Source organism: Mesorhizobium sp. RIZ17, from assembly GCF_051127865.1.
GTDB classification, from domain to species: Bacteria; Pseudomonadota; Alphaproteobacteria; order Rhizobiales; family Rhizobiaceae; genus Mesorhizobium; species Mesorhizobium humile.
This window is the reverse complement of record NZ_CP147861.1, coordinates 1427195-1453467: the sequence shown is the minus strand read 5'-3', so window position 1 is coordinate 1453467 and position 26273 is coordinate 1427195. Positions and strand designations below refer to the sequence as shown.

The window sequence follows — 26273 nt, the reverse complement described above, 5'->3', positions numbered from 1 at the left end:
AATGATGCGGAAACTGTCGCTTCTGTTTGCCGGCGCGCTGATGGGCGCATCGGCAATGAGCCTGGTCTACGGCGCACCGGGCTCGGCGGCGAACGCTGCGGGTTCGGAAACGTATAAGCAGCTGGCGATCTTCGGCGACATCTTCGAGCGCGTGCGCGCGAATTACGTGACGCCGCCGGACGACAAGTCGCTGGTCGAGAACGCCATCAACGGCATGTTGGCCTCGCTTGACCCGCACTCTTCCTACATGAATGCCGAGCAGGCGCAGGACATGCGCGTGCAGACCAAGGGCGAGTTCGGCGGCCTCGGCATCGAGGTCACCATGGAGAACGACCTCGTCAAGGTGATCACGCCGATCGACGACACGCCGGCCGCCAAGGCGGGTGTGCTTGCCGGCGACTACATCGCCAAGATCGACGGCGAGGAAGTTCGCGGCCTGACCTTGAACGACGCGGTCGAGAAGATGCGCGGGCCGGTCAACACGCCGATCAAGCTTACCATCCTGCGCCAGGGCGCCGACAAGCCGATCGAGCTGACGGTGGTGCGCGACATCATCAAGGTCAAGGCGGTGAAGTACCGGGTCGAGAACGACATCGGCTACATGAAGATTACCTCCTTCACCGAAAAGACCTATGACGATCTCGAGAACGCCATCGAGAACATCAAGAAGCAGGTGCCGAACGACAAGCTGAAAGGCTACGTGCTCGACCTTCGCCTCAATCCCGGTGGCCTGCTCGACCAGGCGGTCAGCGTGTCGGATGCCTTCCTCAAGCGCGGCGAGATCGTTTCGACGCGCGGCCGCGACCCGAAGGACGTCACCCGCTTCGACGCCAAGCCGAAGCAGGTCGACGACATCAACGGCAAGCCGATGATCGTGCTGGTCAATGGCGGCTCGGCGAGCGCCTCGGAAATCGTCGCCGGCGCGCTGCAGGATCTGCGTCGCGTCACGGTGGTCGGCACGCAGTCCTTCGGCAAGGGCTCGGTGCAGACCATCATCCCGCTCGGCGAGAACGGCGCGCTCAGGCTGACCACGGCGCTCTATTACACGCCGTCGGGCAAGTCGATCCAGGGCAAGGGCATCACGCCCGATATCAAGGTCGACCAGCCGTTGCCGCCGGATCTGCAGGGCCGCGACCTGACCCGCGGCGAATCCGATCTCAAGGGCCACATCAAGGGCGCCGACGAAAGCAAGACCGGTTCGGGCTCGGCCGCCTATGTGCCGCCGGATCCGAAGGACGATTTGCAGCTGATCTATGCCGAGCAGCTGTTGCGCGGCGAAAAGACCGATCCGTCGTTCCCGCCGAACCCGGACAAGGCCGTGCTGAACCAGTAATGCAGTCCGGCTCTGGCCGGTCGAGCGAAGCAATGCAATGCTGCCGGGGCCGCGAGGTTCCGGCAGTTTGATTCGGGGATCGCGGCTGGGGCGCCACGCGTCTGGGGTATCGCGCCAGCGATTGCGAAGTTCACGCGAGACGTCACGCAGAACGTGAGCTTGGCGTGCTTCCGGGGAAACACGACTTGGCTGAGATCGGCAAGGATATCGAACGCCCGCTGGGACAGACACTCCGGCCTCGGCGCACGGCCTCGCGCGGCATAGGCTCCGGCTCGCTCGTCGCTGTGCTGGCCGTGCTTGGCGTGATCGGTGTTTCCGGCGCTATTGCGCTGCGTGAAAAGCCGTTCCGCAAGCCGGAAGAAGTGGCCGTTTCGACACCGAAGGTCACGGCGGCCCCGGTGGCGGCGCCTTCGCCGGCGCCCGCGCCGGCCCCGGTCGCCGCGGCGACGCCACAGAACAGCACGCCGATGAAGAGCGGCGGGCCGCAGATCATCCACGTCCAGACCGAGGAAGGCGACGGTCCGCCGAAGGCGGCGATCGTCATCCGCGACCCGTCGACGCTCGGCCAGAACCTGAAGGTCGCCCACATCCCGGACAGGGCACTGATCGAGGCCAGCGACACCGGTCCGCTGCCGATGCGCTCCGCCGACGGCAGGCGGCCCTTCGACGTCTATGCGCGGCCGTGGTCGGGCGCGCGCGGCGCGCGCGTGGCGATCGTCATCGGCGGCCTCGCGGTTTCGCAGACCGGCACCCAGGCCGCGATCGCCAAGCTGCCGGCCGAAGTGACGCTGGCCTTCGCGCCGCAAGGCAACAGCATCGGCCGCTGGATGCAGGCGGCAAGGCAGAGCGGGCATGAGGTCGTCATGCAGGTGCCGCTCGAGCCGTTCGATTATCCGAACGTCAATCCCGGCCGCAACACGCTGACGGTGGCGGCCAGCCCGGACGAGAACCTGAAGAGCCTGCACTGGGCGCTGTCGCGCACGACCAACTATACCGGGGTCATGAACTATATGGGCGCGCGCTTCTCGGCCGATGCATCAGCGATGGGACCGTTCATGGCCGAGCTCGGCAAGCGGGGTCTGGCCTATATCGACGACGGCTCATCCTCCCGCAGCGTTGCGCCTGATCTCGCGCTGAAGGATGGCGTGCCGTTCGTCGCCGGCGACATGGCGATCGATGCCGTGCAGGACCGCGGCGAAATCCTCAAGAAGCTCGACAGCCTGGAAGCGACGGCGCGGGCCAAGGGCAGCGCGGTCGGCATCGGTTCGGCCTTCGACATCACGGTCGACACGGTGACATCCTGGATTGCCGAAGCAAAGAAGCGCGGCATCGAGATCGTGCCGATCTCGGCGGTGGCCATTGATCCGCAAAAAGGCTAGCAGCCGTTTTGATAATTCTACTCCGGCGGGCATCTGGCGGCGTTTTCTGCGCTTCCGGTGCTCACGTACTTTAAAGTACGCTCCGCTCCGGTTCTCGAAACCACTCGCCACCTGCCTCGCCGGAGCGAATTCTCAAAACGGCTGGAAAACCCGATGTCCAAAAAAAAGATCGATCCCGAAACGCTGCCTTATCGTCCCTGCGTCGGGCTGATGATCCTCAACAAAGCAGGTCTGGTCTGGGTCGGGCACCGCATCGCCGAACCGGACAGCGAGTTTGCCGGCACGACGCAGCTTTGGCAGATGCCGCAGGGCGGCATCGACAAGGGCGAGGAGCCGATCGCGGCCGCCGGGCGCGAGCTCTACGAGGAAACCGGCATGCGCAGCGTCTCGCTGCTTGCCGAGGCGCCGCACTGGATCAATTACGACCTGCCGCCGCATCTGGTCGGCGTCGCCTTCAAGGGCCGCTATCGCGGCCAGACGCAGAAATGGTTCGCCTACCGGTTCGAGGGCGACGAAGGCGAGATCGAGATCAATCCGCCGCCCGGCGGCCACACCGCCGAATTCGACGAATGGGCCTGGCGGCCGATGCGGGAGCTGCCCGAGCTGATCGTGCCGTTCAAGCGCAAGGTCTACGAGCAGGTGGTGGCGGCCTTCCAGCACCTGGCTTCCTGAGGCTGTCGATATTCAGGTGAGGCCGGCCTGCAAATGGCGGCTTCCTGCGCTTCCGGTGCTCACGTACTTTAAGTACGCTCCGCTCCGGCCTTCGCCGGCCGAAGCCCTCATAAGTGTCTCCGCTCTATGAAGGCTACGGCCGGCGTAGGCCGGTTCTCGGAACCCACCCAGTTTGGTCGCTTCGCGCCCGTCTTCGACTCCGACTCGGCCTGACCTGAATCTCGACAGCCTCAGGCAGTTGCTGCATCGATGACAGAATTCTATTGATTGTCGATGCAATGAGCGGGGGTCGCCATGAACGACGACACCGGACGCGGGTTTCCGGCACATGAGGCAAGCAGCGGTTCGACAGTGAGCGAGGCTGCCGCCGGGGCGATCCTGACGATCGACCTCGGGGCCATTCGGGAAAACTATCGCCGGCTGAAGGCGCGGCTGAACGGCGTCCGCTGCGCCGGCGTGCTCAAGGCCGACGGCTATGGGCTTGGTGCCGCGCAAGTGGCCTCGGCGCTGGCGAAAGAGGGCTGCGACCTCTTCTTCGTCGCGCTGCTCGGCGAGGGCATCGCGCTGCGCAAGGCGATCGGGCCGGGGCCGGGCATCTTCGTGCTGAACGGACTGCCGCCGGGTTCGGAACCGGAAGCCGCGGCGGCCGGGCTTTGCCCGGTCATCAACAGCGCCATGCAGCTGAGAGCCTGGCGCGAGACCGCGCGCGGCAAAGGCCGGAGCCTGCCCGCCGCCATCCAGGTCGACAGCGGCATGGCCAGGCTCGGCATGGCGCCGGCGGAAGTCGAGGCGGTCGCAAGCGCAGCCGGCGCCTTCGATGGCATCGACATCCGTTTCGTGATGAGCCATCTCGCCCGCGCCGACGAGCCGCAACAGGCGGCGAACGAGAAGCAGCGGCGCGAATTCGAACGGCTGCGCGAGATGCTGCCCGCGGCGCCCGCCTCCCTGGCCAATTCGTCCGGCATCTTTCTCGGACCGGCCTATCACTACGACCTTGCCCGTCCGGGGGCTGCGCTCTACGGCGTCAATCCGACGCCCCATGCACCCAACCCGATGCTGCCGGTGATAGGGCTGCAAGCCAAGGTGGCGCAGACGCGGCAGGTCGGCGCGGGCGTGGGCATCGGTTATGGCCACACCCGTCATGCGGACGGGCCGCTCGATCTCGCGACCATTTCACTGGGCTATGGCGACGGCTGGCACCGGCGCGCGGCTTCAGCCGCGTGGTTCGAGGGCGTGCGCTTGCCGTTCATCGGGCGTGTGTCGATGGACTCGATCATCCTCGACATTTCTGCGCTTCCGGCAGGCCGGCTCAGGGAAGGCGACCTCGTCGAGCTCATCGGTCCCTCGCAAAGCGTCGACGACGCGGCCGGCCACGCCGGCACCATCGGCTACGAGATATTGACCAGCCTGGGTGCGCGCTTTCACCGCAGCTACATTGGGGCTTAGAGCGGCGCGGCGATTTATAGGATCGCCGCTCCGCTCTAAGTCTTTTGATTTTCGCAATCCCGGGCGGAAAACCGCTGCCCACTTTTCCTGGGATTGCTTCTGAAGCCGAGAGGCTTGCTTGACAAGCCAGGGCTTCTCGGCAAGGTTCGGGGCATGAGCAACCTCGCTTATATCAAAACCTGCTTCAGGGTTTGCCCCATCGCGGGAGCGTAGCCCCGGCGTGGCCGCCAATGCCGGTGGCCGAGTGAACCGGGGCGTTTGAATTCCAGACATTTCATCGAGCCGGTGGCCTTTGCGGCCTGGCTTTGTTCGCCGCCTTCGACGTGGCGGCTTGCGCGCATCCGTTTCCCCGATGCGCCAACACATGAGGTTTGCCATGCATGCAGCGACGCAATCGCGTTCCACCATCCTTGTCAGCGCGGCGGATCGCGACCGGCTGAGCAATCTCGCCAGGGCCTTTCTCGACCGCGTGCCCGACATGGCCGAGGGCCTGCTTGCCGAGATGGACCGCGCCCGGGTCGCCACCGAGGCGGCAATGCCCGCCGACGTGGTGCGGATGGGCTCGACGGTGACGCTTCACGACGCCGAGGGAAGCATTCAGACGGTGACGCTGGTCTATCCGGCCGAGGCCGATATCGCCGAAAAACGCATATCGGTGCTGACGCCGCTTGGTACGGCGCTGATCGGCGCGCGTGCCGGCCGCACGGTCTCCTGGCGGAGCCGCGACAGCCGGGTTCTCTCTGCAACGATCGACGCCGTCGAACAAGCGCGGAGGATGGCATGACCAGCACCGTCTACCGCCTGACAGCGAAGGACTTCGCGATGATCGAGGCGATGCTGATGCGCCGTCGCGCGTTTGCCGATCCGATCGTGCCGATGCTCGAACGCAAGCTCGCCGAAAGCCGCGTTGTTGCGACGGGGGTCGTCGAGCCCGACCTTGCCACGCTCAACAGCCGCGTGACTTTCCGCGTCGGCGGCGGTTCGTCGCAGACGCGGACGCTGGTGCAGGCCGAAGCATCCGCTCCCGTCGGCTCCAGCCTGCCGGTCGCCACGTGGCGCGGTCTCCGCCTGCTTGGCATGAGGGCGGGCCAATCCGCGCTGGCCGAGCGGCCCGACGGCCCTGCCGAGGAGGTCTTTCTCGAGGACGTGGCCTATCAGCCGGAGGCCGCGCGGCGAGCGGCGCAGGACCGCGCCGCCGAACGATCTCGCCACGGCCTCAAGCTGGTCCACAGCGCGCCCGCCGGTGACTGGCCTCTTGGCGGGCGCGGCAAAATCCGGCAGACAGAAGGGGACGATCCGGGCCCTTCCGCGGCATGATCGGCTTTGAGGGAGCATAGAATGAAAGTCATCGTGCTGGGCGGCGGCGTGATCGGGGTCACCACCGCCTACTTCCTCGCCGAGGCCGGTCACGAAGTGACCGTCTACGATCGCCAGCCGGGGCCGGCGCTCGAAACCAGCTTCGCCAATGCCGGCGAAGTATCGCCGGGCTATGCCTCGCCCTGGGCCGGGCCCGGCATTCCGGTCAAAGCGGTTAAATGGCTGCTGATGAAATACGGACCGCTGGTGGTGCGGCCCGCCTTCGACCCGAATATGTGGACGTGGCTCCTCAAGATGCTGCGCAACTGCACGGCCGAGCGCTACGCGCTCAACAAGTCGCGCATGGTGCCGCTTGCCGAATACAGCCGCGACACGCTGAAGGCGCTGCGCGAAGCGACCGGCATCACCTACGACGAACGGACCAAAGGCACGCTGCAGCTCTTCCGCAAGCAGAAGCAGCTCGACGGCACCGGCGGCGACGTCGAGGTGCTGAAGAAATACGGCGTGCCTTACGAGATCCTCGACCGTGACGGCTGTGTCGCCGCCGAGCCGGCCCTTGCGGCGGTGCGCGACAAGTTCGTCGGCGGCCTCAGGCTTCCGGGCGACGAGACCGGCGACTGCAAGATGTTCACCGACAAGCTCGCGGAACTCTGCGTGGCGCGGGGCGTGACCTTCGAATACGGCTCGACCGTCCGGAAAGTCGTCAGGAACCGCAATCGCCTCACCAATATCCTCACGGATACCGGATGGAAATCCGCGGATGCCTTCGTGATGGCGATGGGCAGTTATTCGGCGCAATTCATGCGCTCGCTGGGGCGGCCGATTCCGGTCTATCCGGTCAAGGGCTATTCGATCACGGTGCCGATCAGCAATGCCGAGGCCGCCCCGGTGTCGACCGTCATGGACGAGACCTACAAGGTGGCGATCACCAGGCTCGGCGACCGCATCCGCGTCGGCGGCACGGCGGAGATTTCCGGCTATGATCTTCGCCTGCATGAATCGCGCCGCCGCACGCTCGAACACTCGGTCGGCGATCTCTTCCCCGGCGGCGGCGACCTCAAGGCGGCGAGCTTCTGGTGCGGCTTGCGGCCGATGACGCCGGACGGACCGCCCCTGATCGGGCTAAGCGAGGTTGCCAACCTCTATCTCAACACCGGCCACGGCACGCTCGGCTGGACCATGGCCTGCGGCTCCGCCAAGGTGCTTGCCGACATCATGTCGAACCGGGTGCCGGAGATCAACGCGCGCGATCTGAGCCCGGAGCGGTATCTGAAGCCGATCTAAGGTGCGCCGATATTCAGGTGATGCCGGCCTGACCTGAATCTCGACACACCTAAAGCGCGTCGCGCTGAAACGGATTCAGGCGACGCGCTTTAAGTCTTTGTTTTGATGCATGTCGTTGTCCCAGAACCGCCGCACACTTCTGGGCGACATGCATTAATTCATGTCCAGCGGTGGCGTTCAGAACGCCTCCCGGACCCAGGTGTCGCTGAACAGCAGCCGGTAGGCCCAGCCGATCGTGACATTGGTGGCGACCGGGCGCGAATGGGCGAGGTAGTCGTCATAGACCGGCTTCATGCGGCGGTAGAAAGCCGGATCGAGCACGACCATCCCGTTCTCCGAGTCGTGGAAGAAGCTGCGGTTGTTGAGGTTGACCGAGGAGATGGCGACTAGCCTTTCGTCGATCATCATGATCTTGGAATGCAAGACGACATCCGGCGCCTTGAACTCGCGGATGTTGACGCGGTCGCCATATTTCTCGACGAACAGCTTGTTGAGCGCGGTGAGGAACCGGCCGCCGATATCGCCCTTGAGGTCGATGCGGCCGACGACATCGATCTTCACGCCCCTGGCCAGCGCCCGGTCGAAGGCCCGGGCGATATCGGGCGTCAGGTTGAGGTAGGGATTGACGATCTGGATGCGATGCTCGGCGGTGTCGATCAGCTCGACGAAATAGGCCTCCAGCGCATGCCCGTCCTCATAAGGCACGGAAATGAAATGCCGCGCCATGCCGCGCGGGGCCGCGCCGGAACGGACCGGAATGGAAAACGGCCGCGACAAATTGGTGTCGGCGTCGCGCAGCCAGACGGTCGACAGATGCGCGGCCAGCGTCTCGACGGTCGCCGGGTCGGCGATCTCGATGTCGAAGTCGCTCCAGTTGGAATAGTAATTCAGCGAGAAGCCGTCGGTCTTGCCGTATTGCTCCAGGTCCGGATAGCGGGTCAGGTCGACCGGTCTGTGGAACAGGAAGCCGTCATGGATGTTGCGGCCGCCGATGATGACGCGCGAGCGTCCGGGCTCTTCGGCCAGCGTCGCCAGCATCTTGATATGGTGAACCTTGTGCAGCTGCGAGATCTGCTCGTCGAACGGCGCGCCGTGATCCGCCTGCCAGCGATATTCCTGCAATTGGACGTTGGGGAACTCCGCCGCCAGCCGATGCAGCATGACGTCGTCCTTCTCGCGTTCCAGAACGTCGGTCACCAGGATGCGCACCTTGGTGCCAAGTGCCGCATGGTGGCGGACCAGCCGCTCCATGATGCGGCCGGAGAAATCCGCCTTGAACTCCAGCGACGATAGATAGATCAGCCTGAGTTTCGGCGCGTTGGAGAAATCGAGCGGCAGCTCGGGGTCGGCCTTGTCGAAGGCGCTGTCGGGCAGCGTCCTGCCGAGCAGGGCCTCGACCTTGGCATTGAAACCGTCGCGCGATTTGCGCAGCAGGGTCGGCGACCCCAGCGGCAGGGCGCAGGTCTGCGACAGCCAGCGCCCGGCATAGAAGACGCGGTCGAGTTCCTCCATCCCCGCCGGGTCGGGCACCGGACAGCGGTCGTAGCGGCTGTCGAGCCCCGCGATCCAGGGATCGGCGCTCTCTTCGCGCAGCAAGGTCAGCGGCGCGCCGGCCGGCGCCAGGGTGGAAGCGACGCGCAGATCGCAGCGGGTCAGCGCCTGGTCCGGAAACAGGCTGACCAAGGTTTCGGCGGCGGTCAGGCTCAGATGGAATGGCGAGGCCGCGGCGACGGTGGTCGATCGTCCCGACGCCCGGATCGCGAGCGGACCGTTGCAGGTGCCGCCGATGTCGACGGGCTGTTGCCCCGCCTGGCGCAGCACGATCTCGACCGAACGTGCCTCAAGGCCGGAGAAGCTGAAGATCTTGAGCGCCGAGGGCCGCGCGGCGGCATCGAGATAGAGCGTCTGGCGCGACATGCGCCAGCGCCCGGTGAACCGGCCTTCGCCCGGCTTGTCCGACGTCGGCGCCAGCTCGGTGTCGTCGAGCGGTTTGGCGCGCCGTTGCAGCGTCGGATAGGTCGCGTGGAAGTCGCTGTTTTGGACATCGCGCCAGTCGCGGCCGAAGCGGCCGGTGCCGTTGGCGCGGTCGAGCGCATCGAGGCGGCTTTGGGCGAGCAGCGCCTGGAACTGCTTGTCATAGGCGCTGTTGCCGTCGCTGCCGAAATAGTGTGCTCCGGCGATCTCGGCGCCGTTGCTGTCGGCCGAGACCGGCAGGCGGCCGCAGGCGCCGTCGCCCGGAAAGAAGGCGCAGGCCGAATACCCGGGCATGCCGGCGCAACCGGCAAGTGCTGCCAGCGCCAGTCCAAGCAGCGCCTTGGCGACAGCTGACTTGAGCCTCATCCGGTCGCCCCGTTGATAGCCTTGAGCCCGGCAGGGTCGCGCGGCGGCATGAAGCCTTGCGGGAAGACCCTGCAGAGGGGAAACGCGAAGGTGGCGATCAGCAGCTCGGCCTCGCTTCGCATCTTGCGCGGCGTCGCCCTGTCGTCGCGGATCTTCCTGGCGGAAGCGACCAGCGCGCCGTCGCAGTCGCAATGATTGTGCCGGGAAATATAGCAGGCGTCGTGGACCCGGCAGGCGGCGTCAAGACGGTCGACCGGCCTTGCCGAGAGATCGCCGGTGCGCGTGCCCGGGCCGCAATAATTGCCGATGACGAAAGGCGAGGACCGCGCCATGGCGTAGCGGATCGGCTTCGGCAATTCTGATTCCGGCACCCTGGTCCATGGATTGGCGCAGTCGGATAGCAAAAACAGCGGCAGAATGGCAAGAACGGCTCGCATGTCTCCGCCGGCGTTTCGAAGATTGTCCCCCAGAGCGTTTCACCGTTTCACGAAAACGGCGAACCGCTCTATCTCTTTGTTTTGACGCAATTCCAGGCAAAAGGCTACGGCGAAGGCGCCCAGCCCGACCGCTCACACTTTTCCTAGAATTGCTCTAGCGCTCCATCATGGCATGGCGAAGCGCGCTGACGCCACAGTCGCCGGATTTGTGCCGGAGGCAAGGCGGCAACGACCAACTGCCTGTGATAGGATCGGCCGCAGCGAGGGGGCTTTGGAATGCGTCTTTTTCTTGTTGCGGCGGCGGCCGCATGTCTGACCTGCGGGTCGGTGGCGCTTGCCGCGGACAAGACCGTTCACGACAAGGAGCACGGCTTTTCGCTGACCTATCCCGAAGAATGGACAAGCGAAGCCACCTTTGGCGATACGATGCGGCTCAAGCTCAAAACCGGCGAAGAGGGCCTGACCTGCAGGGTATCGCAAAATCGCTACGACCCGGCTGCCCCCGACAATCCGCCAGATCCCAGAGCGTTCATGGAGAAAGACTGGGTGCTGAGCAACTGGCAGACCATGATCGGCGTTGCCTATCAGTCGGCCAGCTTCAGCCTGGACAGGCTGGCGCATTTCCCGGACGGCTATCCGGTGCGGATCGCCGACATGGATTTCCACTATGCCGATGACAATGTCAGCTTCTACGGCCACTCCCGCATCGCGCTGACGCTGCGCCGTTCGCATTACGGCTTCGTCGATTGCGGGATCACCGGCGACAGCGCTGAGGAAGCGGCGCGGAAATGGGCGCCGCTTGCGGACGAAGCGGGGAAAGTGGTGAGCTCTTTCGTGCTCGACGCGGATTAGTCCCTCACCGTCTATTTCGTGAAATCAGCGCAAACGCCGGGGATTGGTCGAAAGCCGCCCCAACCTCGTCATTCTATGGCGGAGCAAGGAGCGAAGCGACGCGGCGCAGACCATAGAATCCATGCCGTGATTTGGAAGCGTTGCTGCGGTGCAGAATTCTGCTCCGCAGCGCCTTCGATCAAGGTAACGGCATGGATTCCAGGGTCTTCGCGACGGAGCTTCGCTCCTGCTCCGCCCTAGAATGACGATCGCGATGGGCGTTTCGGCCAATCTCCAAGGCATGCCGCCTGCCGACGCAGACAGAGCCGATCGGTCAAGATTTCTGTACCGGGGAACTGGTATGTTTCGCTTAAGCGGTCCTGGACCGTGCCCTAAACAAAAAGGCCCCGTTCCCGCTCCACCGCCTTGGTGATGAAGTTTGCGACGAGCTGGACGCGGCGCAGCGGCCTCACCGATTCGTGATAGACCAGCCAGTAGGCGCGGCGGATGGGCGCAACGATGTCGACCGGCACCAGCTCCGGCATCGAACGGGCGACGAAAGTGTGCAGGATGCCGATGCCGGCGCCGGAGCGCACCGCCTCGGCCTGGCCGAGCGCCGAGGAGATGGCGAAGCTGGTGCGCCATTCCGGGCTGAACTCGGCGGCATAGTCGAGCGAGGGGCTGACGATCAGGTCCGGCACATAACCAATCAGCGTATGGCTGCCGAGCTCGGCCGGCGTCTTGGGCAGGCCGTTGGCGTCGGCATAGGCGCGGGAGGCGAAGAGACCCAGCGTGTAGTCGACCAGCTTGCCGGCCACCAGCCGGCCTTCGGTCGGCCGCTCGACGGTGATCGCGATATCGGCCTCGCGCCTGGACAGCGAGAAGGAGCGCGGCACCGGCACCAGCTGGATGGTGAGCTCACGATGCAGCGCCGTCAGCTCGCCCAGCCGCTTTGCCAGGAAAGCGACGCCAAATCCGTCGGGCGCGCCGATGCGCACGGTTCCCGAAACGTCGTCGCCCTCGCCGGCGATGGTCGAGCGCGCGGCGATCATGTCGCCTTCCATGCGCTCGGCTATGTCGAGGAAGCGCTCGCCGGCCGGGGTCAGTTCGCTGCCGGTGGTCAGGCGGCGGAAGAGCTTTGTCCTGAGAGCTTCCTCGAGCGCGACGATGCGGCGCGAGACGGTCGCATGGTTGAGCTCCAGCCGCTTCGCCGCGCCGAGGATCTGCCCTGCACGCGCCACGGCGAGGAAGATGCGGACGTCATCCCAGTTCATCGGAGGTGTCCGCTCTAATTGGCAGCGCGGCGTTCCCGCCCACCCCCCTCTGTCCTGCCGGACATCTCCCCCGCAAGGGGGGAGATTGGCAGCTTCTTTGATGGCGTCTCTTTTCAATCGTTGGTGATTGGCGAAAGCCTGCGTGACGTCTGATCTCCCCCCTTGCGGGGGAGATGGCCGGCAGGCCAGAGGGTGGTGTGAAGGAACGCAAGCTTTGGCCTTTTCAGCAATCCGCCATTTGCGACAATTAATGCACACTCCGGCGTCGTTGTCTATTTTTCGCACAACGGTTGCGATCTTCCTCGCGTTGCCATCGCCGCCGCAAAGGCGGACAATGCGCCATCACCAGAAAAGGGAGAGAAAGCATGATCGAATACGGTCATTTCATCGGCGGCAAGCGTGTCGCCGGCACCAGCGGCCGCAAGCAGGATGTGATGCAGCCGATGGACGGTTCCGTGCGCGGCACGGTGGCGCTCGCTTCGCAGGCGGAACTGCGCGCTGCGGTCGAGAACGCCAAGGCGGCGCAGCCGAAATGGGCCGCCACCAACCCGCAGCGCCGCGTGCGCGTGCTGATGAAATTCCTCGAACTGGTCGCCCGCGACTATGACGAGCTGGCCGACATCCTGGCGCGCGAGCACGGCAAGACCATCGCCGACGCCAAGGGCGACATCCAGCGCGGCCTCGAAGTGGTCGAGGTCTGCATCGGCGCCCCGCACATGATGAAGGGCGAGTTTACCGACGGCGCCGGCCCCGGCATCGACGTCTATTCGATGCGCCAGCCGCTCGGCGTCGTCGCCGGCATCACGCCGTTCAACTTCCCGGCCATGATCCCGCTGTGGAAGATCGCGCCGGCCATCGCCTGCGGCAACGCCTTCATCCTGAAGCCGTCCGAGCGTGATCCGGGCGTGCCGATCCGCATCGCCGAATTGTTCATCGAGGCCGGCCTGCCGGCGGGCATCCTCAATGTCGTTAACGGCGACAAGGAAGTGGTCGACGCTATCCTCGACGATCCGGACATCAAGGCGATCGGCTTCGTCGGCTCGACGCCGATCGCGCACTACATCTATTCGCGTGGCACCGCGGCCGGCAAGCGCGTGCAGTGTTTTGGCGGCGCCAAGAACCACATGATCATCATGCCCGACGCCGACATGGACCAGACGGTCGATGCGCTGATCGGTGCCGGATACGGCTCGGCCGGCGAACGCTGCATGGCGATCTCGGTGGCGGTTCCGGTCGGCAACGACACTGCCAACCGTCTGATGGAAAAGCTGGTGCCGCGCGTGGAAAGCCTGAAGGTCGGCCCGTCGACGGACTCTGCCGCCGATTTCGGCCCGCTGGTGACGGCCCAGGCGCTGGAGCGCGTCAAGGGCTATGTCGACATCGGCGTCAAGGAAGGCGCCAAGCTCGTCGTCGACGGCCGCGGCTTCAAGATGCAGGGCTATGAGAACGGCTACTATATGGGCGGCTGCCTGTTCGACAACGTGACGGCCGACATGCGCATCTACAAGGAAGAAATCTTCGGGCCGGTGCTCTCCGTGGTGCGTGCGCCGCGCTACGAGGACGCCATCAAGCTCGCCAACGACCATGAGATGGGCAATGGCGTCGCCATCTTCACCCGCGACGGCGATGCCGCGCGCGACTTCGCATCCAGAGTCCAGGTCGGCATGGTCGGCGTCAACGTGCCGATCCCGGTTCCGATCGCCTACTACACCTTCGGCGGCTGGAAGGCGTCGTCGTTCGGCGACCTCAACCAGCACGGCCCGGACGCGTTCCGCTTCTACACCAAGACCAAGACGGTTACCTCGCGCTGGCCGTCCGGCATCAAGGACGGCGCCGAGTTCGTCATCCCGACGATGAACTGACCGGACGGTCCAAGACACCATCGAGAAAGCGCGGTGCTAACCCGCGCTTTCTTTTTATGGATGCCGGGAATGCCGCGGCTTTCGTCCATCAGCGTTGTACCGTCCAGCTCGTGCCGCCAAAGGCCAAGCGCAACTTCAGGTGCATGAATTCCTGCCCGTCGCGCTCAGCGAGCATCCGCACCTTCTAATAATTCCATTGCCGTGTGATGGAACCAACAGACCACCCTCCGTCTTAGGCTGTATTCCTGCCATGCGCAGGCAATCAAACAGCGCCGGTGGCAGCCGGGGTTCTCGTCTGGCGCGAGGAGGTGTCAGATGACACGATTTCTTATGGCGACAATGCTGGCTGCGGCGGCGGTGATAACCGGTGGAATCGCGCCGGCGAATGCGGCGGCACAATGCGCGGCGCGCGCGGATATCATCAAGGCGCTTGGCGCCAAGTTTCACGAGAGCGAAGCCGGGCGCGGCCTGATCAATCCGAACGTCGTGCTCGAGATCTTCGTTTCCGATCAGGGAAGCTGGACCGTGCTCGCTTCTGACACCAAGGGGCAAAGTTGCGTGCTCTCCGTCGGTGAGGGTTGGGACAGCCCGACGATCACGGCGGCGATGCCAGGCGCTTGAACCAACGGCTGCGATGCAGAGAGGCCTGGCGCCGCTCAGACCGTCGGGATCGTGCCGCCATCGATGACATATTCGGCGCCGTGGATCGCCGACGCGCGATCCGAAACCAAAAACGCCACCAGCTCTGCGACCTCTTGTGGCCATGCCGGCCGACCGATCGGGATGCCGCCGAGTGCCTCCATAATACTTTGACGCGCGGTTTCCTCGTCCGAACCGGCGTGAGCGGCCAGGCGCTTGACCATGGCTTCCGATGCGGTGGTATGGATCCAGCCCGGCGCCACGGTGTTGACGCGTATACCCTTGGGGCCAAGCTCCTTGGACAATGCCTTGCTGTATGCGGAAAGCGCAGCCTTGGCGGCCGCATACGCCATGGTGGATTCATGCAGCGGCAGCCGACGCTGGATCGACGAGATATGGACGATCGCGCCTGAGCCTTGCTCCACCATTCGGGGGACGAGCAAGCGGTCCAGCCTGACGGCGGCTAACAGGTTGAGGCTGAGTTCCTCCTGCCAGGCCTGATCGGAGAGCGCCGCAAATCCGCCGCCCGGGCTCTTCGATCCGCCGACGCTGTGAACGATGATGTCGACGCCGCCAAACCGGTCGATCGTGGCCGCGGCAACTTCGGTTGCGCCTTCCAGGGTGCTGACGTCGGCCCGCACGAACAGCGTGGACGACGATGTCCCGCTCGCCGAGCGGGCGGTCGTGGCGACCGTCGCGCCCGCCGCGGGGAGCCGGTGGACGATGGCTTCGCCCGCGCCTTTGGTGCCTCCGGTGACCAAGACGCGCTTGCCCGCGAGTTCGTGGCCGTCGATCTCGAACTTCTGCCGGATGGTCATGCCCCGATCTCCAGCTTCTCGATCCGGTCGCCGGCCAGGGTGAAATTGTAATGAAGCGTCGCCGGGCTGCCGGGAAAATTGCCAGAGACGATACCGGCGACCCGCCATGCATCGCCATTGAGGGCGGCATCGGCGACTTCGACCGTCACCCGGTACTTGCGCGTGGTCGCCTCCATCCAGGCGCGGATGGCGGCCGATCCGCTATACGTCTCGCCTTCATCTCGGACCTTGGCGTCCGGCGAGAAAACGGCGAGCATGGCGTCGATGTCGTGACGGTTATTGGCGGCAAAATAGGCCGTCAGCGGCCAGGGAAGGTCTCTGGTCATGGCTTATCTCCGTTTGGGTTCCGGCGCTCGTCGAGGCGTCGGAGCTTGTCCGGTCTCTAAATTGCGTTATGCTGTGGAAATGACAAGAACCGACGAAAAAGTAAGGTACTTACCTGAAAGTAAGTCTGCGACCTTGACGCCTTCGTCCGCGGCGATCGGTGTCGAGAACGTGCTGCGTATTCTCGAGGGCCGGTGGAAACTGGTGATCCTGTTTCATCTGTTCGGCGGCAAGGTGCTGCGCTTCTCCGACCTCGAACGGGCTATTCCCGCGATCTCGCAAAAGATGCTAATCCAACAGCTTCGGCAGATGGAGGCCGACGGGATTGTCCGCCGCATCGTTCACCATCAAGTACCCCCAAAGGTCGAGTATTGCCTGACCGATTGGGGCCAAGCCCTTTGTCCGGCTCTCGATGCCTTGTTGAAATGGGCGGCGCAAAAGGAATCCAGCGGGAGCTGACGTCGAGCCCGGATGGGGCGTGGCGACCGTCTCCGGATGGCCATTCGACAGCGGTTGTCCCGCAGGGAACTGGACCAGAAAATGGGCGTGCCCGAGGGCAGCCCCAACAGGCCAGGGATGACGCTTGTTTTAGGGTCGGGACTTCACCATATCGAATCCAGGGAGTCATGATCTCCCTGGGACAGACCGGAAACCAGAAGGAGCGACGTGATGAAGACGTCCAATCCGGCCTGGAGCCTTCCGGCATACTGAGGCGGCCGAATGTGCCTCCCTTGCCGGAATGCGAAGGCGAAGGAGGTGCCCCATGGCACGCGATTTTTCGTTTCGGTGGGTCAAGCTTACAGCTGTCGGCGCCGTGATGGCGCTGTCGGCATTGCCGGCGTGGGCGCAAGTGATCTGCGGCGGCCATGACTATCTGGTCGCGAGGCTGGCGGCGGCATTCGAGGAGAAGCGGTTGGGCTACGGTGTGGCCGGACAAGCCGCCATCTTCGAGGTGTTCGTCTCGCCGAGCGGGACCTGGACCATCCTGATGACCGACGTCAAAGGCCAGAGTTGCATCCTGGCGGCGGGCGACGGATGGGAAGACACACGGGCCACCACGGTCGGGCAGCCGGGCGGCTGAGGGGTCAGGCGCTGACCCCGTTCACCGTGTGGCGGCTACCTCGGCATGGCCGCGCAGCAGCGCCATCAGCTTCTTGGCGTCCTTGGCTGCGCCTTCCTCGTCGCCGTCTAGGATGGAACGGATCAGCGCCACGTGGTGCTCGGCCGATTCGGCGAGCCCGGTGTCGGCCTTGTAGCGATACCAGAAGCGGCGGCTGTGCGTCTGCAAGGGGGCGGCGACGCGCGCCGCGAAGGGGTTGTCGGCGGCGATGGCCAGCGCTTCGTCGAGCGCCTTGTCGGCCTGGATGAAGGCAAGCACGTTGCCGGAGATCACCGCCTTCTGCATCGCGAGCGCCGCCTCGTGGAACAGGTTGGCGGCCTCGCGGGTGACGAAGCGGGCGGCCGAGCGGGCGAGCACCACCTCGATGCCGCGCCGCGCATCCAGCACCCGCAGCCAGTCGCCGGCGTGAAGTGGAGCGACCGCGATACCCGCGCGGGGTCTAATGTCCAGAAGTCCTTCCCAGGCGAGCCTCTGGATCGCCTCGCGCACTGGGGTGCGTCCGAGACCCAGCCGCTCGATCAGCGCGCCTTCGGTGACGAAGCTCGACGGCGCCAGTTCGAGCGTGACGATCATGTGCTCCAGCGCGCGATAGGCCTTGGTCGCGGCCGGCTCGAAGGTCGCGTTCGCCTCAGCGGATATCAGTGGGGAGATCAACGGCGGGCTCCTGATATATTTTTCATATATCATAATCGATTCAGCGTTGACTCGCCAATCCTTAATAGATATACGGCTGATATATCAGAGGAGAGACAAGCCATGTGGACCGGAGTTTTCCCCGCCGTCACGACCAAATTCACCACCGACGACCGTCTCGACCATGCCGAGATGGAGCGCTGCTACGGGCTACAGATGGAGGCCGGCTGCGACGGCATCATCGTGTGCGGTTCGCTCGGCGAAGGGCCGATGCTGTCGCCTGACGAGAAGATCGAGGTGCTGAAGACGGCGCAGAAAGTCGCCGGCAAGAAGCCGGTGCTTTTGACCGTCAACGAGCCCGGGACCCGTGAGGCGGCTGTTATCGCCAAGCGCGCCGCCGAGGAAGGCGCCGACGGGCTGATGGTGGTGCCGAGCCCGATCTACCACACCGACCCGCAAGAGACGGTCGCCGCCCTTCGCGCCGTCGCGGAAGCCGGCGACCTGCCGGTGATGATCTATTCCAACCGGCTCGCCTATCGCGTCGACGTCACCGTCGACCTGATGGAGGAACTGGCGTCGGACAAGCGCTTCGTCGCCATCAAGGAATCCTCCGACGACATCCGCCGCTCGACTGAGATCATCAACAGGTTTGGCGACCGCTACGATCTCTTCACCGGCGTCGACAATCTCGCCTTCGAGGCGCTGTCGGTCGGCGCCATCGGCTGGGTCGCCGGTCTCGTCACCGCCTTCCCGCGCGAGACGGTCGCCATCTATCAGCTGATGCGGCAGGGCCGCCGCGAGGAGGCGCTGGCGATCTATCGCTGGTTCCGGCCCTTGCTCGACCTCGATGTCTCGACCTATCTGGTCCAAAACATCAAGCTTGCCGAAGTGCTGGCGATCGGTACCAATGACCGCGTGCGCATGCCGCGCCAGCCGCTGTCGGGCGAACGCCGCAAAACGGTCGAGAAGATCGTGCGGGATGCGCTGGCCGTGCGGCCGACGCTGCCGTCGCTCCAGCTGTCTCCTCGATCGGCGGAGAAGATGGTCGCAGCCGAGTAAAGGACAGCACCGACGTGCCAGGAAATTCCAACTCCCCAGGACAAGGGCTCCGCTCCGCTACTGGGAGGTCTTCTCCCCGTGAGCGGGGAGAAGGGGAAGACATCGCCATCATCGGCGGCGGCATCGTCGGCATCTGCGCCGCGGCCCTGCTCTCAGAAGTGGGTCGCAGCGTCACCGTCTTCGACCGCACCGGCATCTGCGAGGAGACGAGCTCCGGCAACGCCGCCGCCTTCGCCTTCTCCGACGTGCTGCCGCTGGCGCATAAGGGGATGATCCGGCAGTTGCCGAAGTGGCTCGCCGATCCGCTGGGGCCGTTGGCCATTCCGCCGGCTTATCTGCCCAAACTCCTGCCCTGGCTGATCCGCTTCTGGCGGGCGGGCGCAGCCAAGCATTACGAGGCGAGCCTGGCGGCGCAGGTCGGCATGATGAAGCTTGCCGAAGCCGAATGGATGGGCCTGCTCGACCGCTCCGGCACGCGGCCGATGCTGCGCGAGGATGGCTCGCTCGAATTCTATGAGAGCGAGGCGGAGTTCCGCGCCTCGCTGTCCGGCTGGGCCGAGCGCGAGCGTTTCGGCATCGGCTTCCGCCATGTCGAGGGCGAGGAGATGGCCGCACTCCAGCCGGGCCTTGCGCCACGCTTCGTCAAGGGCACCTTCGTGCCCAGCTGGAAAACGGTCGCCGATCCCAAGCTGCTCGGCAAGGCGGTCTGGGCCTATGCGGAAAAGCTCGGCGCCCGTTTCGAGCATGGGCGGGTCGAGCGCGTGGAGGCGGGCGCGAACGGCGCGACGATCGTTCTGGCCGACGGCACCAGGCGCACGGCGAAGAAGCTCCTGATCGCCGCCGGGGCCTGGTCGCATCTCCTGGCAAAGGATCTCGGCGACCGTATCCCGCTCGAAACCGAGCGCGGCTACAACACGACGCTGCCGGTGTCCGCGTTCGACGTGAAGCGGCAGCTGATCTTTTCCGGGCATGGCTTCGTCATCACGCCGCTGGAAACAGGAATACGCGTCGGTGGCGCCGTCGAGCTCGGTGGCATCGAGCGGCCGCCCAACTTCGCCCGTTCAAAGGCGATGCTGGAGAAAGCAAAACGTTTCCTGCCCGGGCTCGATCCGTCGGGTGGCCGCGAGTGGATGGGTTTTCGCCCCTCGCTGCCGGATTCGCTGCCGGTGATCGGCGCGGCGCGCGCGCCAAACGTCTATTATGCTTTCGGCCACGGCCATCTCGGCCTGACCCAGTCGGTGGCGACCGGCCGCTTGATCCGCGATCTCGTTCTCGGGCAGACTCCGCCGCTCGATCTCACCCCGTTCCGCGCGCAGCGTTTCTGAAAAAGAGAATATGATGGCCAAAAAATCCTTCTTCTGCATCGACGGCCACACCTGCGGCAACCCGGTGCGGCTTGTCGCCGGCGGCGGGCCGCTGCTCGAGGGTTCGACGATGATGGAGCGGCGGGCGCATTTCCTCGCCGAATATGACTGGATCCGCACCGGTCTGATGTTCGAGCCGCGCGGCCATGACGTGATGTCGGGCTCGATCCTCTATCCGCCGACGCGCGAGGACTGCGACATCGCCATCCTGTTCATCGAGACCTCGGGCTGTCTGCCGATGTGCGGCCACGGCACCATCGGCACGGTAACGATGGCGATCGAGCATGGGCTGGTGAAGCCGAAGACGCCGGGCGTGCTGAGGCTCGACACGCCGGCCGGCCTGGTCATCGCCGAATACAGCCAAGTCGGCGAATATGTCGAGGAGGTGCGCATCACCAATGTGCCTTCCTTCCTCTATGCCGAAGGCCTGACCGTCGAATGCCCGGTGCTCGGCGAGATCAGCGTCGATGTCGCCTATGGCGGCAATTTCTACGCCATCGTCGAGCCGCAGCAGAATTACCGGGACATGGCCGATCATACGGCCGGCGACCTCATCGCCTGGAGTCCGGTGGTGCGGAAGCGGCTCAACGAAAAGTACTCCTTCGTGCATCCGGAGAATCCCGGCATCAACCGGCTGTCGCACATGCTGTGGACCGGCAAGCCCAAACATGCCGAGGCCGACGCGCGCAATGCCGTCTTCTACGGCGACAAGGCGATCGACCGCTCGCCTTGCGGCACGGGCACTTCGGCGCGCATGGCGCAGCTCCATGCCAAGGGCAAGCTCAAACCCGGCGACAGTTTTGTCCATGAATCGATCATCGGCTCGTTGTTCAAGGGCAGGGTCGAAAAGGAGGTCAGCGTCGCAGGCAAGCCGGCGATCATTCCGTCGATCGGCGGTTGGGCTCGCATGACAGGGCTGAACACGATCTTCATCGACGACCGCGATCCGTTCGCGCACGGGTTCATCGTCACCTGAGACGATCAGCCGGTATGCGCTTTGGAGTCGCTTTCCGCCGCTTGAGGGGAGCGAAAAGCACAGTCTCAATGGAGAAGGCAGCTCTGCTTACTGAGGCTTCGCTTCAAGGCCTTTCTATTCGCGCGCGGTGCCTTCCGCCGAAGGCGCGTTGCCGTCACATGGCCGTCACAGATGACGGAAACCTGACCTTGCGGAAGCCGCGACGGTTCCAAAAGCTGCACCCCGATCCGCGCAAGGATTCTTCTTATCAACTTATTTTGACGCTGATTTCTTCGACGCGAGGGTCATCATAAGGTTGAATCGTCAAAGACATTGCGTTGTGCCAATGCTAGGGTCCGCAATAGTCCAGGGGTCGGGGGCGAAAAAAACGGGCAATCGGACGGCGTGCTTCCAAACCACGCGGAGCGATTGAAAAATCACGTTGCAATCCGGGCTCGAAACTTTACGACTAGGGGAAATACGAAAAGGAATGCGTCCTGAAAGGCGACATTCCAGGGGAGCCGCTTAAATATGCAGTACTTCGTCCAGCAGCTTATCAATGGGCTGACGTTGGGGTCGATCTATGGCCTGATCGCGATCGGCTATACGATGGTCTACGGCATCATCGGCATGATCAATTTCGCCCATGGCGACATTTTCATGGTCGGCGCCTTCACCGCCCTCATCGTCTTCCTGATCCTTGGCGCATTGTTCTATTCGGTGCCGGTCGTGGTGGCGCTTCTGATCATGATGATCGTGGCGATGCTGCTGACCAGTCTCTACAATTGGACGATCGAAAAGGTGGCCTACCGGCCGCTGCGCGGTTCGTTCCGGCTGGCGCCGCTGATCACCGCCATCGGCATGTCGATCGCGCTTTCCAATTTCGTGCAGGTCACGCAAGGGCCGCGCAACAAGCCGATCCCGCCGCTGGTCAGCCAAGTCTACACGATCGACGGCATCAGCATCTCCCTGAAGCAGATCATCATCGTGATCGTCACCATCGTGCTGCTGGCAATCTTCTGGTACCTCGTCAACCGAACAGCGCTGGGCCGCGCGCAACGCGCCTGCGAGCAGGATCGCAAGATGGCCGCGCTGCTCGGCATCGACGTCGACCGCACAATCTCCATCACTTTCATCATGGGCGCAGCTCTTGCCGCCGTCGCCGGCACCCTGTTCCTGATGTATTACGGCGTCGTGGTGTTCTCGGACGGCTTCGTGCCGGGCGTGAAAGCCTTCACGGCGGCCGTGCTTGGCGGCATCGGCTCGCTGCCCGGCGCGGTGCTCGGAGGACTGCTCATCGGCTTCATCGAGAGCATGTGGTCGGCCTATTTCTCGATCGACTACAAGGACGTCGCCGCTTTCTCGATCCTGGCGATCGTGCTCATCTTCCTGCCCTCCGGCATCCTGGGCCGGCCTGAAGTCGAAAAGGTCTGATCCGCATGGCCGTTACCGTGTCTTCGGAGCGCGACGCCGTCGCTACTCCCGTCCAGCGGGCTTTTCGCGAGGCGCTCTATGCGGGCGCCATCTCGCTCGGCCTGTTCGTGCTGTTCATCGGTCTCAGGACCGACCAGAACATCTCCAACGAACTGATCCTGGTGAAGCGCTGGGGCCTGCTTGCCCTGGTGGTCATCGCCACTGCCGTGGGCCGCTTCCTGTATATCGCCTACGGCCAGCCCTTCGTGGCCAGCCTGAAGGTCGCCAACATCGACACAGGCCTGCTGCCCGACACCATGGCGGCACGCTTCTTCAGGACGCCTTACTTCATAGCAGCGGTCGTTGTCGCAGCCTTGCTGTTTGTGCTGGCCGGCTCGCTTGACGGGCTGCTCGGACCCGACCTTGCCGGCTACGCACGCTTCGTGCGGGCGCTGGCGATCATCTATGCCGTCGCCTGGGTAATGTATTATTTCCGGGCCTTCATCCACGCCCATTTCTCGGCGTTGGGCATCAGTGCTCTGGCGCTCTATCCGATCGTCGTCGTGCTAGTGCTTGCGCTGATAACAGGTTCGATGGCGGGAGGCTTTCAGGGCTCTCTGAAGTGGGTCGACAATTTCGGCATACAGATCCTGATCTACGTGATGCTGGCCTGGGGGCTGAACATCGTCATCGGCCTCGCCGGCCTGCTCGATCTCGGTTATGTCGCCTTCTACGCTGTCGGCGCGTATGCCTACGCGCTGCTCGGCACGCATTTCGGCCTGTCGTTCTGGATCCTGCTTCCGGCCGCCGGCTGCATGGCCGCCTTCTGGGGCGTGATGCTCGGCTTCCCGGTGCTCAGGCTTCGGGGCGATTATCTGGCGATCGTGACGCTGGCCTTTGGCGAGATCATCCGCCTCGTCTTGATCAACTGGCGCGACGTGACCAACGGCTCGGCCGGTATATCCGGCATTCCAAAGGTCTCCTTCTTTGGACTGATGTCGTTCAACGTCTCCGATCCGAACTACATCGCCAAGGTGCTGCACATCGCCACGTCGAGCGCCTATTACAAGATCTTCCTTTACTATCTGATCCTCGGACTCTGTCTTTTGACCGCCTTCGTTACCATCAGGCTGCGCCGGTTGCCGGTCGGCAGGGCGTGGGAAGCATTACGCGAGGACGAGATCGCCTGCCGCTCGCTCGGCATCAACACCACCACCACCAAGCTGACGGCGTTCGCCACCGGCGCCATGTTCGGCGGCTTCGCCGGCTCGTTCTTTGCCGCACGGCAAGGTTTCGTCAGCCCCGAATCCTTCGTCTTCCTGGAATCGGCGATAGTGCTTGCCATCGTCGTGCTCGGTGGCATGGGTTCGCTGGTCGGCATCGCCGTAGCGGCACTGGTGATGATCGGCGGCACTGAAGCGCTGCGAGAGCTCGACTTCCTGAAGCGGGTCTTCGGTCCCGATTTCACGCCTGAACTCTACCGCATGCTTCTGTTCGGCATGGCCATGGTGATCGTCATGCTATGGAAGCCGCGCGGCTTCGTCGGCAGTCGCGAGCCGACAGCCTTCCTCAAGGAGCGAAGAGCGGTCTCAGCCTCCTTCACCAAGGAGGGCCACGGCTGATGAACGCACAAGCTTCCATGAGCGATTTCATTCTGCAGGTCGAGCATTTGTCGATGAAGTTCGGCGGCCTGGTCGCCATCGGTGACCTGTCGTTCCAAGCCAGGCGCGGCGAGATCACCGCGTTGATCGGGCCGAACGGCGCCGGCAAGACGACGGTGTTCAACTGCATCACCGGCTTCTACAAGCCTACCGAAGGCATGATCACGCTCAACAAACGCGATGGCTCGACCTATCTGCTCGAGCGCCTGCCCAACCACGAGATTCCGGCCCGCGCCAACGTGGCGCGTACGTTCCAGAACATCCGCCTGTTCTCCGGCATGACGCTGTTGGAGAACCTTCTGGTGGCGCAGCACAACAAGCTGATGAAGGCCTCGGGTTACACTTTCCTCGGCCTGTTCGGCTTCCCGAGCTATCGCCGGGCTTCGGCCGAATCGATCGATCTCGCCAGGCACTGGCTGGAGAAGGCCGACCTTGTCGACCGCGCCGACGATCCCGCCGGCGATCTGCCTTATGGCGCGCAGCGGCGCCTGGAAATCGCGCGCGCCATGTGCACGGGGCCGGAGCTTCTGTGCCTGGACGAGCCGGCCGCCGGCCTCAATCCGAAGGAATCGGCCGCGCTCAACGAGCTGCTGATGGGCATCAAAAGCACCGGCACGTCGATCCTGCTCATCGAGCACGACATGTCGGTGGTGATGCAGATCTCCGACCATGTCGTGGTGCTCGAGTACGGCCGCAAGATTTCCGACGGCAACCCCGCGTCGGTCAGGACCGATCCGCGCGTCATCGCCGCCTATCTCGGCGTCGACGACGAGGAAGTAACAGAAGTACTGACCGAAGTCGGCGACGAGGATGTCATCGAGCAGCTCGATACGGGCCCCGACTCCGCGCATGGGCCGGGAAATTCCGCTTCGATGATGGCCGGGCCGATTTCAGATAGTGTCGAACACGGCGACGAGGGCGAGCGGGTCACGGTGTCGAAGGGCGCCTCGAAAGCGGCGCAGGTCGATGCGCGCGCCGCGTCAATCGCCAGCAAGCCGGTGGCCGCTGCGAGCCCGGCGGCCGCGGCAAAGCCGGCGGCGAAGAAGCCGGTAAGCGCGCCGGCGAAAAAGGCCATCGCAAAGGCCCCGGCCGCGAAAGCCGGCATCTCCAACCGCCTCGACGCGCCGCGTGGCGGCAAGGCAGACAGCCTGATCCGCATCAAGGGCATCGGCCCGGTCAACGAGCGCAAGCTCAACGAGCACGGCATCTTCCATTTCGACCAGATAGCGGCCTGGAAGAAGGCCGACGTCGAGGCGGCGGAGGCCTATCTCGCCTTTGACGGGCGTATCGCCCGCGAAGACTGGATCGGCCAAGCGAAGACGCTGGCGAAGGAAGTGGCGGCCAAGCCCGCGACGCGTGGAGGGCGCAAATAATGGCCGGCACAACGCTGCTCGATATCAAGGGCGTGCAGACTTTTTACGGCAATATCCGGGCGCTGAACGGCGTCGACGTCAGCGTCAACCAGGGTGAGATCGTGGCGCTGATCGGCGCCAACGGCGCCGGCAAGTCGACGCTGATGATGACCATCTTCGGCGCCCCGCGGGCCCGCGCCGGCACCATCACCTTCGCCGGCACCGACATCACCCAGTTGCCGACGCACGAGATCGCCCGCATGCGCATTGCACAGTCGCCGGAGGGACGCCGCATCTTCCCGCGTATGACGGTGATGGAAAACCTGCAGATGGGAGCCAGCCTCGACAACCTCAAGCATTTTGACGAGGACGCCGAGAAGGTGTTCGCGCTGTTCCCGCGGCTGAAGGAGCGCATTAACCAGCGCGGCGGCACGCTGTCGGGCGGCGAGCAGCAGATGCTGTCGATCGGGCGCGCGCTGATGGCGCGGCCGAAGCTTTTGCTGCTCGACGAGCCCTCGCTTGGTCTTGCGCCGCTGATCGTCAAGCAGATCTTCGACGCCATCCGCGAGCTCAACAAGACGCAGGGGCTGACCGTGTTCCTGGTTGAGCAGAACGCCTTCGGCGCGCTCAAACTCGCCACGCGCGGCTATGTCATGGTCAACGGCAATGTGACGATGAGCGGCACCGGCAAGGAACTGCTCGCCAATCCGGAAGTGCGCGCCGCCTATCTCGAAGGCGGACATCACTGAGAGAGGTCTTC

Annotated in this window: 25 protein-coding genes; 19 read left to right on the top strand and 6 right to left on the bottom strand. The window is 64.3% G+C overall.

All coding sequences use genetic code 11. The features are described from left to right. The first annotated feature begins 1 nt into the window (after position 1). From WDX12_RS07195 to WDX12_RS07165, 7 genes are all read left to right on the top strand, one after another. Positions 2–1333 (top strand): S41 family peptidase, encoded by a 1332-nt coding sequence (locus WDX12_RS07195; RefSeq protein WP_320297607.1) that lies wholly within the window; start codon positions 2–4, stop codon positions 1331–1333. 185 nt (positions 1334–1518) lie between these two features. After that, positions 1519–2712: a divergent polysaccharide deacetylase family protein gene (locus WDX12_RS07190; RefSeq protein ID WP_320297608.1), complete on the top strand. Its 1194-nt coding sequence runs from the start codon at positions 1519–1521 to the stop codon at positions 2710–2712. Positions 2713–2865: 153 nt separating this feature from the next. Continuing rightward, positions 2866–3384 carry an RNA pyrophosphohydrolase gene (locus WDX12_RS07185; protein ID WP_320297609.1) on the top strand — a complete coding sequence of 173 codons (519 nt, stop codon included), beginning with the start codon at positions 2866–2868 and terminating at the stop codon, positions 3382–3384. A 294-nt stretch (positions 3385–3678) separates the two neighbouring features. Beyond that, on the top strand, positions 3679–4830 hold the full coding sequence (gene alr, locus WDX12_RS07180; protein ID WP_434724389.1) for an alanine racemase: 1152 nt from the start codon (positions 3679–3681) through the stop codon (positions 4828–4830). A 376-nt stretch (positions 4831–5206) separates the two neighbouring features. Further along, a complete protein-coding gene (rnk, locus tag WDX12_RS07175; protein WP_320297611.1) occupies positions 5207–5614 on the top strand; it encodes a nucleoside diphosphate kinase regulator in 408 nt (135 codons plus the stop codon). After that, positions 5611–6147 (top strand): nucleoside-diphosphate kinase, encoded by a 537-nt coding sequence (locus WDX12_RS07170; RefSeq protein ID WP_434724388.1) that lies wholly within the window; start codon positions 5611–5613, stop codon positions 6145–6147. The genes rnk and WDX12_RS07170 overlap by 4 nt, the downstream gene beginning before the upstream one ends. Before the next feature lie 21 nt (positions 6148–6168). Next, positions 6169–7431: a D-amino acid dehydrogenase gene (locus WDX12_RS07165; protein ID WP_434724387.1), complete on the top strand. Its 1263-nt coding sequence runs from the start codon at positions 6169–6171 to the stop codon at positions 7429–7431. A 177-nt stretch (positions 7432–7608) separates the two neighbouring features. Here WDX12_RS07165 and WDX12_RS07160 read toward each other — a convergent pair whose 3' ends face one another. Together WDX12_RS07160 and WDX12_RS07155 are read right to left on the bottom strand one after the other, a co-directional pair. Next, positions 7609–9771 (bottom strand): phospholipase D-like domain-containing protein, encoded by a 2163-nt coding sequence (locus tag WDX12_RS07160; protein ID WP_434724386.1) that lies wholly within the window; start codon positions 9769–9771, stop codon positions 7609–7611. Continuing rightward, positions 9768–10127 carry a hypothetical protein gene (locus tag WDX12_RS07155; protein ID WP_434724385.1) on the bottom strand — a complete coding sequence of 120 codons (360 nt, stop codon included), beginning with the start codon at positions 10125–10127 and terminating at the stop codon, positions 9768–9770. Before WDX12_RS07155 ends, WDX12_RS07160 begins: the two co-directional genes overlap by 4 nt. 357 nt (positions 10128–10484) lie before the next feature. Between WDX12_RS07155 and WDX12_RS07150 the strand changes: the two genes are divergently transcribed. Next, the gene (locus tag WDX12_RS07150; protein WP_434724384.1) at positions 10485–11060 is read left to right on the top strand and encodes a hypothetical protein; all 576 of its coding nucleotides are present in this window, start codon (positions 10485–10487) and stop codon (positions 11058–11060) included. 371 nt (positions 11061–11431) lie between these two features. Here the strand turns inward: WDX12_RS07150 and WDX12_RS07145 are convergent, their stop codons facing one another. Then, positions 11432–12313, bottom strand: a complete 882-nt coding sequence (locus tag WDX12_RS07145; RefSeq protein WP_434724383.1) for a LysR family transcriptional regulator — start codon at positions 12311–12313, stop codon at positions 11432–11434. Between the two features lie 365 nt (positions 12314–12678). Here WDX12_RS07145 and WDX12_RS07140 point away from each other — a divergent pair, with 365 nt between their 5' ends. Together WDX12_RS07140 and WDX12_RS07135 are read left to right on the top strand one after the other, a co-directional pair. After that, complete coding sequence (locus WDX12_RS07140) at positions 12679–14175, top strand: CoA-acylating methylmalonate-semialdehyde dehydrogenase (protein WP_320297619.1); 1497 nt, start codon at positions 12679–12681, stop codon at positions 14173–14175. 315 nt (positions 14176–14490) lie between these two features. Then, positions 14491–14796, top strand: a complete 306-nt coding sequence (locus tag WDX12_RS07135) for a hypothetical protein (RefSeq protein ID WP_320297620.1) — start codon at positions 14491–14493, stop codon at positions 14794–14796. Between the two features lie 35 nt (positions 14797–14831). Here WDX12_RS07135 and WDX12_RS07130 read toward each other — a convergent pair whose 3' ends face one another. Continuing rightward, positions 14832–15632: an SDR family oxidoreductase gene (locus tag WDX12_RS07130; protein ID WP_434724382.1), complete on the bottom strand. Its 801-nt coding sequence runs from the start codon at positions 15630–15632 to the stop codon at positions 14832–14834. Beyond that, on the bottom strand, positions 15629–15958 hold the full coding sequence (locus WDX12_RS07125; protein WP_320297622.1) for a nuclear transport factor 2 family protein: 330 nt from the start codon (positions 15956–15958) through the stop codon (positions 15629–15631). Before WDX12_RS07125 ends, WDX12_RS07130 begins: the two co-directional genes overlap by 4 nt. A gap of 79 nt (positions 15959–16037) precedes the next feature. Here WDX12_RS07125 and WDX12_RS07120 point away from each other — a divergent pair, with 79 nt between their 5' ends. Together WDX12_RS07120 and WDX12_RS07115 are read left to right on the top strand one after the other, a co-directional pair. Next, positions 16038–16415 (top strand): winged helix-turn-helix transcriptional regulator, encoded by a 378-nt coding sequence (locus WDX12_RS07120; RefSeq protein WP_320297645.1) that lies wholly within the window; start codon positions 16038–16040, stop codon positions 16413–16415. Positions 16416–16719: 304 nt separating this feature from the next. Beyond that, on the top strand, positions 16720–17037 hold the full coding sequence (locus WDX12_RS07115) for a hypothetical protein (protein WP_434724381.1): 318 nt from the start codon (positions 16720–16722) through the stop codon (positions 17035–17037). A gap of 21 nt (positions 17038–17058) precedes the next feature. Here WDX12_RS07115 and WDX12_RS07110 read toward each other — a convergent pair whose 3' ends face one another. Next, entirely contained in the window at positions 17059–17649 is a 591-nt protein-coding gene (locus tag WDX12_RS07110) for a GntR family transcriptional regulator (protein WP_434725582.1), read from the bottom strand. Positions 17650–17832: 183 nt separating this feature from the next. Between WDX12_RS07110 and WDX12_RS07105 the strand changes: the two genes are divergently transcribed. From WDX12_RS07105 to WDX12_RS07075, 7 genes are all read left to right on the top strand, one after another. Next, positions 17833–18768: a dihydrodipicolinate synthase family protein gene (locus WDX12_RS07105; protein ID WP_434724380.1), complete on the top strand. Its 936-nt coding sequence runs from the start codon at positions 17833–17835 to the stop codon at positions 18766–18768. Between the two features lie 14 nt (positions 18769–18782). Further along, positions 18783–20093, top strand: a complete 1311-nt coding sequence (locus WDX12_RS07100; RefSeq protein ID WP_434724379.1) for an NAD(P)/FAD-dependent oxidoreductase — start codon at positions 18783–18785, stop codon at positions 20091–20093. A 13-nt stretch (positions 20094–20106) separates the two neighbouring features. Further along, on the top strand, positions 20107–21108 hold the full coding sequence (locus tag WDX12_RS07095) for a 4-hydroxyproline epimerase (RefSeq protein WP_434724378.1): 1002 nt from the start codon (positions 20107–20109) through the stop codon (positions 21106–21108). A gap of 510 nt (positions 21109–21618) precedes the next feature. After that, on the top strand, positions 21619–22521 hold the full coding sequence (locus WDX12_RS07090; protein WP_320297627.1) for a branched-chain amino acid ABC transporter permease: 903 nt from the start codon (positions 21619–21621) through the stop codon (positions 22519–22521). A 5-nt stretch (positions 22522–22526) separates the two neighbouring features. Then, on the top strand, positions 22527–24122 hold the full coding sequence (gene livM / locus WDX12_RS07085; protein ID WP_434724377.1) for a high-affinity branched-chain amino acid ABC transporter permease LivM: 1596 nt from the start codon (positions 22527–22529) through the stop codon (positions 24120–24122). Beyond that, positions 24122–25534 (top strand): ATP-binding cassette domain-containing protein, encoded by a 1413-nt coding sequence (locus tag WDX12_RS07080; RefSeq protein ID WP_434724376.1) that lies wholly within the window; start codon positions 24122–24124, stop codon positions 25532–25534. Before livM ends, WDX12_RS07080 begins: the two co-directional genes overlap by 1 nt. After that, positions 25534–26262, top strand: coding sequence for an ABC transporter ATP-binding protein (locus tag WDX12_RS07075; RefSeq protein ID WP_320297630.1), 729 nt, complete (start codon positions 25534–25536; stop codon positions 26260–26262). The genes WDX12_RS07080 and WDX12_RS07075 overlap by 1 nt, the downstream gene beginning before the upstream one ends. Positions 26263–26273: the final 11 nt, after the last annotated feature.